The sequence below is a fragment of the Bradyrhizobium sp. SHOUNA76 genome (assembly GCF_023006445.1).
GTDB lineage: Bacteria > Pseudomonadota > Alphaproteobacteria > Rhizobiales > Xanthobacteraceae > Bradyrhizobium.
Map to the genome: position 1 here is coordinate 1 of NZ_JALBHA010000213.1, position 9710 is coordinate 9710.

Here is a 9710-nt window from a genome sequence, read left to right on the forward strand (position 1 = left end):
CCACCAGCAGCGCCGGCCTGTCGCCGCGCCGCACCGCGCGCTCGAAGCCGCGCGGGATCTCGACGCCGAATAGCACCTTGCCGGATTTCAGCAGGTTGTCGAAATCGTCGACGTCGTGCACCTCATAGAGGAAGCGGAAATAGGCCGTATTCTCGAGAGCTTTCAGGACCGAACGGGCAAGATCAGAGTCCTCCTGGAGCAACACGGCGCTCGGCAGATGGTGCGGCGTGGTGTTGATGGCATAGCCGAACAGCATGAGCTGCATCACCGGCAGCATCACGATCATCGCGAAGGACACGCGATCTCGCTTGAGCTGGATGAACTCCTTGACCAGCATCGCATAAGAGCGCCGCAGGAAGCCGAAGCGTTCCCGGATTTCGTGGCGTGGTGCGGGATGATCCACAGCACTCATTGGAAATTGTCCCTGGAGCGACCCATCAGCTCGATGAACACGTCTTCCAGCGATGGCGACGACTTCTGCCAATGCAGACCGCTCTTTTCGCGCCAAGGCGCGATGCTGGCTTCGAGCGCCGTGGCGTCGCGGCCGGACACGTGCAGCGAGGTGCCGAACGGCGCCACCATGTCGATCCCGGACTTGCCGGTAAGCTCGGCCGCGAGCTCGTTCAGATCCTCGCCCGTCACAGTGTAGGTCGTGAGCGCAGATTTGGCGATCACCTCCTCCACCGTGCCGTGCGTCAGCAGATGGCCGTACGCGATGTAGGCGATCTCGTGGCAGCGCTCGGCTTCGTCCATGTAATGAGTCGAGACCAGCACGGTGAGGCCCTCGGCGGCGAGCGCGTGGATCTCATTCCAGAAGTCGCGCCGCGCCTTGGGATCGACGCCGGCGGTGGGCTCGTCGAGCAGCAGGAGTTGCGGATTGGGCAGCGTGCAGGCTCCGAGCGCCAGTCGCTGCTTCCAGCCGCCGGAGAGCTCGCCCGCAAGCTGCTCCTCGCGCCCGGAGAGCCCGAGCCGCTTGATCATGCCGCGCGCGGCACCTCGCGCATCGGCCAGACCATAGAGCCGCGCCACGAATTCGAGGTTCTCGCGCACGGAGAGATCCTGGTACAGGCTGAAGCGCTGGGTCATATAGCCGACCTGGCGCTTGATCTTTTCGGCATCGCGCCGGATGTCGTAGCCGAGGCAGGTGCCCTCGCCACTGTCCGGCGTGAGCAGCCCACAGAGGATGCGGATGGTCGTGGTCTTGCCCGAGCCGTTGGGCCCGAGGAAGCCGTAAATCGAACCGCGCTTCACCTGCATCGAGAGATCGTGCACGACCTCGCGGCCCCCGAACGACTTGGTCAGGCCCTTGACGTCGATCGCGATGCCGTTGCCGCCGCTCATCGCTTGTCCGCCACCGGGGTTTTGGGATTGAGATAGACGTCGATCGGCTGTCCGACCCGCAGCGCGTCGGGCCGCGATGGCCGCGCCTGGACCAAATAGACCAGCTTGTTGCGCTCATCGAGGCTGTAGATGACAGGCGGGGTGTATTCGGCCGAGGTCGCAATGAAGTAGATCTTTGCGGTGAGGTCGGCCGCGCAATTGTCGCAAGAGATACGCACCGTATCGCCGATCGCGAGCTTCGGCAGCGCGGTCTCCGGCACGAAGAAGCGCAGCTTCATGTTGCCGGGCGGCATGATCGACAGCACCGGCCGTTGCGCCGCCACCATCTCGCCCTCGCGGAAGTAGATCTGCTGGATGGTGCCGGCAACAGGCGCAAACCCCTTGCGCCGCGCCATCCGCGTCTCCGAGGTCGCCAGCCGCGCCTCCGCGACGCGCAAGGATGACACCGCGGAATCGAGATTGGCTTGCGTGCCCGAGCCGGTCTTGTTCAGCGAGGCCGCCCGATCATAGGTCTGCTGTGCGTTGGCGAGCGTCGCCTTGTTCTGGTTGAGATCGGCAAGCTGGAGATCGTCGTCGACGGAGTAGAGGTGATCGCCTACCTTGACCTCGTCGCCCTCGCGGACATTGAGCTTCGTCACCCGGCCGGCTTCGTCCGGGCTGACGAAGATCATGTCGGCCTCGACCCAGCCCTGGAAGCCAGGATCGCGCTTCTCCTTGCACCCGGCAAGGCCGGTTGCGAGCGCAACGACCAATGCCAATCTGAAAATTGCTTGCGACGACCTCATGTCGTCCTCCGTTCGCCAAAAATCAAATCGAGATGGACGCGCAGCATCTCCTGCGCGTCGAGCGGCGCATGCCGCGCAAACAGGCTCTGCCAGATCACCGCGATCATCGCGGGCGCGACCAGGATCTGCGGATAGCGCGCGAGGTCCTTTTGGCGGATCTCGCCGCGGGCGATGCCGAGCTCGATCAGCCCGCGCATGGCGGCGATACCGCGCGAGACCACTTCGCGGTAGTAGAAGTCGGCGACGGCTGGAAAGCGCGGCCCCTCCGCCACGATCAGGCGAACCAGATCGCCGCGCCTGGTTCCGATGACCTCTTTCAGGAAGTTGCTGGCAAAGGCCTCGATGAGGTCGCGCACAGAGCCCGTCGGCGGCGGCAGCGCGGTCAGCCGCGCCACGACCGGCACGATCACGATGCGCACCAGCTCCTCGAACATCGATTCCTTGTCCTTGAAGTGCAGGTAGATCGTGCCCTTGGCGACACCGGCACGTTTGGCGATGTCGTCGAGGCGCGTTGCGGCAAAGCCGCGGGCGATGAATTCCTCCATCGCCGCCTCCACGATCGCCGCCCGCCGCTCCTGCGCGCGCGTAGCCCGGTTCGACACAGGCACCTCTCCGGGGGCTGCGGAGGCATCGCCCCCGCCTTCTGCAGACGGCTTGGCGACTCTGGTCGGCTTCCTTTTCATCCGGAATTTATGACTGACTAGTCAGTCATAGTCAAGCCAGCCGCGCTGACGTAGATGCACCCTGCTAAATGATTAGCATTGACTAATGCATTAGTATTCGCTAATCGAATAACCATGATTGATGCCGCCCCAAATCCCATCACCACCGTGATGCGCGCCCTCGCCGACCCGACCCGGCGCGCCGTGTTCGAGCGCGTCTTCGAGAGCAAGGAGATCAGCGTCGCCGAGCTCACCCGCGGTAGCGGCGTCACCCAGGGCGCGATCTCGCAGCACCTGAAATCCCTGAAGCAGGCGGGCCTCGTCGCCGAGCGTGCCGAGGGCCGCAATGTCTATTACCGCGCCGCGCCGCAAGGGCTCGAGCCCCTGGTCACCTGGATGGACCATTACGGCGTGTTCTGGCGCGAGCGTTTCGAAAACCTGCGTGACCTCTTGAAGGAGATCGATCCGTGAGTGCAGTTGCTTCCAAAGTCCAAACTCAAGACATCGTCCTCGACGAGGTCTTCCCTCACGCCGTCGCGACGATCTGGAAGGCGCTGACCAACGCCCAACTCATTGCGCGCTGGCTGATGCCGCCGACCGGCTTCGAAGCGGTCGAAGGCAACGCCTTCACGTTCAAGACCAATCCCGCCGGCGCGTGGGACGGCACGATCCATTGCCGCGTTCTGGAGGTCGTTCCGAACCAGCGCTTCGCCTACGCTTGGAAGGGGGGTGACGAGAGCAATACCGGTTACGGTTCAGCGCTCGACACCGTCGTCACCTGGTCGCTCACGCCGGTCGAAGCAGGAACGCGCGTGCGCGTGGTGCACTCCGGCTTCGTGACGCCGACGAACGACACGGCTTATCGCAACATGAGCGACGGTTGGGTCAAGGTGTTGCAGCGGCTCGATGCCATCTCCGGCGAAGACAAATAAGGAGGCCGCAATGGACAAGCCCTATACCGGCGGCTGCGCCTGCGGCGCGATCCGCTATTCGATTGTCGGCGAGCCCCTGTTCAGCAATCACTGCCAGTGCCGGGACTGCCAACGCGAAAGCGGCAGCGCGCATGGCTCGTACGCGACGTTCGCGCGGGCCGGCGTCACGCTAACCGGCGAGGCGAAGCATTGGGACATGGTCGCCGACAGCGGCAACGTGAAGACGCGCGGCTTCTGCACGCAATGCGGCGTGCCTGTGTACATGACCTTCGCAGCGCAGCCCGACGTCTTCACCATCCGCGCTGCGAGCCTCGACGAGCCCGCCCGCTACAAGCCGCAGGCCGTCACCTTCGCCGCGCGCGGTCATGACTGGGATCAGATCGACCCCAGCCTGACGAAGTTCGAAGGCATGCCCCCTGGATGAAACGCTAGCCGAAATCCAGCACCATGCGGCCATCGATCTTGCCGGCCTTCATCCGGTCGAAGACCTCGTTGATTTGCGCGAGCGGCACCTTCGTCACTTCGGCCTTGACCTTGCCGTCGGCAGCGAATGCGACGGCCTCGTCGAGATCGCGCCTCGTACCAACGATCGAGCCGCGCACCGTGATGCGCTTGAGCACGACGTCGAAGATCGGCGTCGGGAATTCGCCCGGCGGCAGGCCGACGAGACTGACGGTGCCCTTCCGGCGCACCATCTTCAGCGCCTGGGCGAACGCAGCGGTCGAGACCGCCGTCACCAGCACGCCGTGAGCCCCGCCGCCGGTTGCCGCAAGAACCTTGTCTACCGCGCCGGCCACGAGGGCGTTGATCGCGAGATCGGCGCCGGCCTCGCGCGCCAGCTCCAGCTTGTCCTCGGCGATGTCGACGGCCACGACCTTGAGCCCCATCGCCTTGGCGTATTGGATCGCGACATGGCCGAGCCCGCCAACGCCTGAGATCACCACCCATTCGCCGGGCCGAGCCTCGGTCTCCTTCAACCCCTTGTAGGTGGTGACGCCGGCGCACAGGATCGGCGCGATGGCGGCGAAATCGACCGCCGCTGGCAGCTTTGCGGCAAAGGCGGCGGAAGCGATGACATATTCGGCGAAGCCGCCGTTGACGCTGTAGCCGGTGTTGTGCTGGTGCTCGCACAGCGTTTCCCAGCCGGTCTCGCAATATTCGCAGGACATGCAGGCATCGTGCAGCCAGGCGACGCCGACGGCATCGCCGACCTTTAGATTCTTCACGCCAGGCCCGAGTGCGGCGACAGTGCCAGCGACCTCGTGGCCGGGAATGAAAGGCGGAACTGGTTTCACCGGCCAGTCGCCTGACGCGGCGTGCAGATCGGTGTGGCAGACGCCGCAGGCCTTGACCTTGACCAGAACCTCGCCGGGACCGGGCTGCGGCACCGGCACGTCCTCGATCACCAGTGGCTTGCCGAATTGCTTGACGATTGCGGCTTTCATGCTCGGCATCTGTCTGCTCCTCTGCATTTGTGAAGCAGAATAGCGACGTCGCCCCGCGCCCCTTTGATGGGGGTCAAACAGCACAAAATTTGCGCAAGCCAGCCCTCATCATGACACCACAATGACGCCGCGCGGAAGGTCGACGTGTCAGCTGTGGAACTTGAGGCCGTCGATAACCTTGTCTATCACCTTGCGCTCGGCGCGCATGGCGATGCCGACGAGATTGAGGTCCGTGCGCGTTACTGCCCTCACCGCCTCGCGATTGGCGGCGTCGTGCGTGGTGCTGAACATGTCCTCGGTATAGACCGCCGGCTTGACGTTGCGCGCGAGCGCACGGTCCAGCGCGCGCGACAACGCCGGACCGTCGGCGCCATAGATCAGGATCGGCTGACCGATCAGCGCATGATATTTCGTGCCCGAGGCGTCCTCATAGGCTTCGCCGATGCATTCGGGAAAAGCCGCGGCGATGCCGCTGGTGAGAAAGGACGCGATGTTGAGCTTCTGCCAGGCCTGAAGATCGGTGCGGATCACGACTGCGATCTTGGTGTCGAACTGCATGCAATTCCTCGACTGTCATTCCTGACGAGATGCTACGCATCGGTGCGGACTGACAGCAAGAGGAATTAGCCTTTCGCGTCGCAGGCCCAGGCGCGGATCACGCATTCCTTGCCGCCGTATTTGTAGCACTCACGCGTGGCGGCATTGAGGGAAGCCGAGATCTTCGGCTTGACGGCGTAGCCATAGGCGCCGCAAGGATTGGCGAGATCGACCGACATCGCAGCGCAGGCGCGCTTCATCGTTACCGTGGTGCAATCGCCCTTGCATTGCTTCTGCGCCGCTGCACGCGCCTCGTGCTCGGCGCCGTAATCAAAAGCCTGACCATAGGCGCCGCACTTGCCAACCGCGATGGCACCCGCGGCGTGGGCGTCGGTGACGTAGCGGGCGCCGGAAACACAAACCGACAACGCAAAGAAAAACATCGCGCAACGGCGCGCGACGACGTTCGAAGCCATGGAAAATCCCCTCCCCCCAAGGCAGGTGGAGGCGACTGTAAGCGCGGGTCGTTTCCAGATGGTGAACGGGTGGTTGAAATCGGATGATTGGGAGGGGCGTAGGGTGGGCAAAGCGAAGCGTGCCCGAATCGTAGTCGCGATCGAGAGATGGTGGGCACGGCGCTATGCGCCTTTGCCCACCCTACGGCACCGTTATTTACCGCACCGTCATCCTCGTCTTGCCGCTTCCAGCGCCTGAGGCGTGTCGATGTCGAGGAAGGCGCTCTCGCCGTCCACCGGCACTTCGGCCACGGCCTCCGTGTGCTTCGCGATCAGATGCCGCGCGCCGATATCGCCGTCGAGCGTCATCAACTCCTTGAAGAAGCGGCGCGACCACAGCACGGGATTGCCGCGGCGGCCTTCGCTGACGGGCACGACGATGAGGTTGCCGCGGTCCGGCGCAAAGCCGTCGATGAGGCGGTCGATCAGGCCGGCATCGATCAGTGGCATGTCCCCGAGGCAGACAACGGCTCCGTCGCAAGCTTCAGGCACGGCGGCGATTCCGGCCTTGACCGAGCTTGCGATGCCGCCGGCAAAATCGGGATTGCGGACGAACTTCACCTTCAAGCCTTGCAGGGCCTGCTCGACCAACTCGGCCTGATGGCCGGTGACGACGATCACCTCGGACGCCTTCGAAGCCAGCGCCTGCTCGGCGGCAAGGCGCACCAGCTTCTTGCCATCGAGTTCTGCGAGCAGCTTGTTCGGCCCACCCATCCGGGTCGAGCGTCCCGCCGCGAGCACGATGGCGGCGACCTGGCTGTTACCTTCGGTCTCGGGCTTGGCCCGCGGCTGCGGCCGCGTGACGATCTCCATCAGGAGGCCGCCGACGCCCATGCCCATCAGCTCGGAACGCGTCACCTTGATGCCGGCGAGCAGCCGCATCAAGACCCAGTCAAAGCCGTTCTCGACCGGCGAGCGCGCACAGCCCGGCGCGCCCAGCACCGGCACATTGCCGGCGCGGGCAATCAGCAGCAGATTGCCGGGATCGACCGGCATGCCGAAATGCTCGATCTCGCCGCCGATGCCGGTGACGGCTGCCGGGATGACGTCGCGGCGATCGGCAATCGCAGACGCTCCGAACACGATGACAAGCTCGGCGCCGAGCGCTAGCAATTCCTTGATCGCCGCCGACAGCGCCTGTTCGTCGTGCTGGACCCGACGTTCGGCAATGACGCTGGCGCCGGCTGGCGCGAGCCGCTCGGCCGTGACCCGCAGCGTCTTGTCGATCACCTTGGAGGACAGGCCCGGCAGCAGGGTTGAGACCACGCCGACGCGCTGGATCACGTAAGGCGCGATCTTCAACACGTCCTTGCCCGCCGCCTTCACTGCGGCATCGCGTAAATTGCCTTCGACGCCAAACGGGATGATCTTGACGGTGCCGACCATCTCGCCCTCGACCACCGGCTTGTAGGCCGAGAGCGTCGCAAAGGTGATGGCCTCATCGATATTGTTGATGCGGTCGACCGCGGCGCGGTCGATCACCAGCACGCCCGGGCGCGAGGCGAACAGATTGGCGCGGCCGGTGAAGGCGCGCTCGACATGGATGCCCTCGCCGCCGACGGCAAGCGCGATGCCGGCGGCCGCAACGTCCTCGGAGACGTCGCCCGCCTCCATACGCACCACGACGACGTCCTTGATGCCGGCACGCTCGAGAGCCTCGACCTCGGCGGGGCCGATCGTCGTGCCCTTCTTCAGCACCAGCGGTCCCTGGCGCAGGGTGTGGACGGTCACTCCACCGATCGCATCCCTGGGACTCGCCGGGCCAAATTTCATGCCGCTTCTTCTTTTTCTTTGGGAGGCAGGCGGAGCACCGCGGTGATCTCGGCCATGATCGACACCGCGATCTCGGACGGAGAGACCGCGCCGATCGCAAGCCCGATGGGCGCGTGGATGCGCGCGATGTCGCTCTCCTTCGCACCCTGCTCCCGCAGCCGGTCGCCGCGCTTGGCGTGCGTTTTCCGGGACCCGAGCGCGCCGATATAGAAGCAATTGCGCTCGAAGGCGTGCAGCAGCGCGGGGTCGTCGATCTTCGGATCGTGCGTCACCGCGACGAAAGCCGTGTAGGCATCGACATTGAGCGGCGGCAGCGCGGTATCCGGCCATTCGGCGACCAGCGGAACGTCGGGAAAGCGCTCGGGGCTGGCGAACGCCGTGCGCGGATCGACCACGGTGACGTCGTAGCCGAGCGAGCGCGCCAGCGGCGCCAAGGCCTGGCTGATATGGACAGCGCCGACGATGACGAGCTTTGCGGTCGGGGCGTAGACGTTGAGGAACAGCTTCTTGCCGCCAACTTCGACACTGGCGCTCTTGCCCATCCGAAGCTGCTTCTCAAGCTCGGCACGCAGCGGATCCTTGGAAAAAGCCGCAGCCTTCACGAGGCGCTGCTCGCCGCTCTCGGTGTCCGTCACCAGGATCACCGGCCGGCGCGCGGCCCGCTCGGCATTGAGTTCGTGCAGGATCTCGAGCTTCACGGCTAGCCGACCTTCTCGACGAAGACTCGGATGGTGCCGCCGCAGGACAGCCCAACATTCCAGGCGGTCTCATCCGCCACGCCGAACTCAAGCATGCGCGGCTTGCCGCTCTGGATCACATCCATGGCCTCGGTGACCACGGCGCCCTCGACGCAGCCGCCGGAGACCGAGCCCAGGAACGTGCCCTCGTCGTTGATGACGAGGCTCGAGCCCGCCGGGCGCGGCGCCGAGCCCCAGGTCTCCACCACCGTCGCCAGCGCGACGCCACGGCCGGCCTTCTGCCAGTCCTCCGCCGCCTTCAGGATATCCTCGTCGCGATCGAGCATGGGGTGCCTCTCAAGCTGCGGAGCGGATCAGGCTGCGGTGATGCGGCGGCAGCGGCCGGGAGAGCGTCGTGATCAGCTCCTGGATCGAACTCAAATTATGTACCGGGCGGAATTCGTCAACGTGCGGGAGCATCATTTTGATGCCCTGCGCCTTGGCCTCGAAGCCGCCGAACCGCAATAGCGGGTTGAGCCAGATCAGCCGACGGCAGGAGCGGTGCAGCCGGTCCATCTCGAAGGCAAGCCTGGAATCGGCCTCCCGTTCCAGCCCGTCCGAGATCAGCAGCACGATGGCGCCCTGGCTCAGCACGCGCCGCGCCCACAATTTGTTGAAATTGTGCAGCGAGGCCGAGATCCGCGTGCCACCGGCCCAGTCCTCGACGGAGGCCGAGCAGCTCGCCAGCGCCTCGTCGGGATCGCGCTGACGCAGCGCGCGGGTGACGTTGGTGAGACGGGTGCCGAACAGGAACACCGAGACACGCTTGCGCGCATCGCCGATGGCATGGAGGAAATGCAGGAACAGGCGGGTGTACTCGCTCATCGAGCCCGAGATATCGAGCAACGCCACGATCGGCGCCGGCTTCTCGATCCGTCCGAGCCGATGGATGTCGATGATGTCGCCGCCGGTGCGAAGCGATGCGCGCAGCGTGCGGCGCAGGTCGAGGCGAAGCCCGCGCGGATCGGGTCGGTGCCGGCGCG

The 9710-nt window shown here is 65.1% G+C and carries 13 protein-coding genes and 1 pseudogene; 3 read left to right on the forward strand and 11 right to left on the reverse strand.

All coding sequences use genetic code 11. The features are described 5' to 3' along the window. From MOV74_RS21110 to MOV74_RS21125, 4 genes and pseudogenes are all read right to left on the reverse strand, one after another. Nucleotides 1-412: pseudogene (locus tag MOV74_RS21110) on the reverse strand (ABC transporter permease); the annotation flags it as partial. Next, a complete protein-coding gene (locus MOV74_RS21115; protein ID WP_246926274.1) occupies nucleotides 409-1341 on the reverse strand; it encodes an ABC transporter ATP-binding protein in 933 nt (310 codons plus the stop codon). The pseudogene MOV74_RS21110 and the gene MOV74_RS21115, both read right to left, overlap by 4 nt. Continuing rightward, the gene (locus MOV74_RS21120) at nucleotides 1338-2126 is read right to left on the reverse strand and encodes an HlyD family secretion protein (RefSeq protein WP_246926275.1); all 789 of its coding nucleotides are present in this window, start codon (nucleotides 2124-2126) and stop codon (nucleotides 1338-1340) included. Before MOV74_RS21120 ends, MOV74_RS21115 begins: the two co-directional genes overlap by 4 nt. After that, nucleotides 2123-2809, reverse strand: a complete 687-nt coding sequence (locus MOV74_RS21125; protein WP_246926277.1) for a TetR/AcrR family transcriptional regulator — start codon at nucleotides 2807-2809, stop codon at nucleotides 2123-2125. The genes MOV74_RS21120 and MOV74_RS21125 overlap by 4 nt, the downstream gene beginning before the upstream one ends. 114 nt (nucleotides 2810-2923) lie before the next feature. Between MOV74_RS21125 and MOV74_RS21130 the strand changes: the two genes are divergently transcribed. From MOV74_RS21130 to MOV74_RS21140, 3 genes are read left to right on the forward strand one after another with little or no spacing between them, the layout of a single operon-like run. Beyond that, entirely contained in the window at nucleotides 2924-3259 is a 336-nt protein-coding gene (locus MOV74_RS21130; RefSeq protein WP_246926279.1) for a helix-turn-helix transcriptional regulator, read from the forward strand. Further along, nucleotides 3256-3720, forward strand: coding sequence for an SRPBCC domain-containing protein (locus tag MOV74_RS21135; protein ID WP_246926280.1), 465 nt, complete (start codon nucleotides 3256-3258; stop codon nucleotides 3718-3720). Before MOV74_RS21130 ends, MOV74_RS21135 begins: the two co-directional genes overlap by 4 nt. A gap of 10 nt (nucleotides 3721-3730) precedes the next feature. Continuing rightward, nucleotides 3731-4144 carry a GFA family protein gene (locus MOV74_RS21140; RefSeq protein WP_246926282.1) on the forward strand — a complete coding sequence of 138 codons (414 nt, stop codon included), beginning with the start codon at nucleotides 3731-3733 and terminating at the stop codon, nucleotides 4142-4144. A 4-nt stretch (nucleotides 4145-4148) separates the two neighbouring features. Here the strand turns inward: MOV74_RS21140 and adhP are convergent, their stop codons facing one another. The 7 genes from adhP to MOV74_RS21175 form a co-directional block, all read right to left on the reverse strand. Further along, on the reverse strand, nucleotides 4149-5174 hold the full coding sequence (gene adhP, locus MOV74_RS21145; RefSeq protein ID WP_246926284.1) for an alcohol dehydrogenase AdhP: 1026 nt from the start codon (nucleotides 5172-5174) through the stop codon (nucleotides 4149-4151). 138 nt (nucleotides 5175-5312) lie between these two features. After that, nucleotides 5313-5723, reverse strand: coding sequence for a DUF2000 family protein (locus tag MOV74_RS21150; protein ID WP_246926287.1), 411 nt, complete (start codon nucleotides 5721-5723; stop codon nucleotides 5313-5315). 65 nt (nucleotides 5724-5788) lie between these two features. Beyond that, the gene (locus tag MOV74_RS21155; RefSeq protein WP_246926289.1) at nucleotides 5789-6178 is read right to left on the reverse strand and encodes a DUF4189 domain-containing protein; all 390 of its coding nucleotides are present in this window, start codon (nucleotides 6176-6178) and stop codon (nucleotides 5789-5791) included. Nucleotides 6179-6385: 207 nt separating this feature from the next. Next, on the reverse strand, nucleotides 6386-7990 hold the full coding sequence (locus MOV74_RS21160) for an NTP transferase domain-containing protein (protein ID WP_246926291.1): 1605 nt from the start codon (nucleotides 7988-7990) through the stop codon (nucleotides 6386-6388). After that, on the reverse strand, nucleotides 7987-8688 hold the full coding sequence (locus MOV74_RS21165) for an XdhC family protein (RefSeq protein ID WP_246926293.1): 702 nt from the start codon (nucleotides 8686-8688) through the stop codon (nucleotides 7987-7989). Before MOV74_RS21165 ends, MOV74_RS21160 begins: the two co-directional genes overlap by 4 nt. Nucleotides 8689-8690: 2 nt before the next feature. Next, nucleotides 8691-9014: an XdhC family protein gene (locus tag MOV74_RS21170; RefSeq protein ID WP_007602422.1), complete on the reverse strand. Its 324-nt coding sequence runs from the start codon at nucleotides 9012-9014 to the stop codon at nucleotides 8691-8693. Between the two features lie 10 nt (nucleotides 9015-9024). Further along, a partial coding sequence (locus tag MOV74_RS21175; protein ID WP_246926295.1) for a VWA domain-containing protein occupies nucleotides 9025-9710 on the reverse strand: 686 nt, incomplete at its 5' end.

Coding starts and splice junctions, on each gene's coding strand:
- MOV74_RS21130 (WP_246926279.1), top strand. CDS start 2,924: ATGATTGATGCCGCCCCAAATCCCATCACCACCGTGATGCGCGCCCTC.
- MOV74_RS21155 (WP_246926289.1), bottom strand. CDS start 6,178: ATGGCTTCGAACGTCGTCGCGCGCCGTTGCGCGATGTTTTTCTTTGCG.
- MOV74_RS21150 (WP_246926287.1), bottom strand. CDS start 5,723: ATGCAGTTCGACACCAAGATCGCAGTCGTGATCCGCACCGATCTTCAG.
- MOV74_RS21140 (WP_246926282.1), top strand. CDS start 3,731: ATGGACAAGCCCTATACCGGCGGCTGCGCCTGCGGCGCGATCCGCTAT.
- MOV74_RS21160 (WP_246926291.1), bottom strand. CDS start 7,990: ATGAAATTTGGCCCGGCGAGTCCCAGGGATGCGATCGGTGGAGTGACC.
- adhP (WP_246926284.1), bottom strand. CDS start 5,174: ATGCCGAGCATGAAAGCCGCAATCGTCAAGCAATTCGGCAAGCCACTG.
- MOV74_RS21115 (WP_246926274.1), bottom strand. CDS start 1,341: ATGAGCGGCGGCAACGGCATCGCGATCGACGTCAAGGGCCTGACCAAG.
- MOV74_RS21125 (WP_246926277.1), bottom strand. CDS start 2,809: ATGAAAAGGAAGCCGACCAGAGTCGCCAAGCCGTCTGCAGAAGGCGGG.
- MOV74_RS21120 (WP_246926275.1), bottom strand. CDS start 2,126: ATGAGGTCGTCGCAAGCAATTTTCAGATTGGCATTGGTCGTTGCGCTC.
- MOV74_RS21170 (WP_007602422.1), bottom strand. CDS start 9,014: ATGCTCGATCGCGACGAGGATATCCTGAAGGCGGCGGAGGACTGGCAG.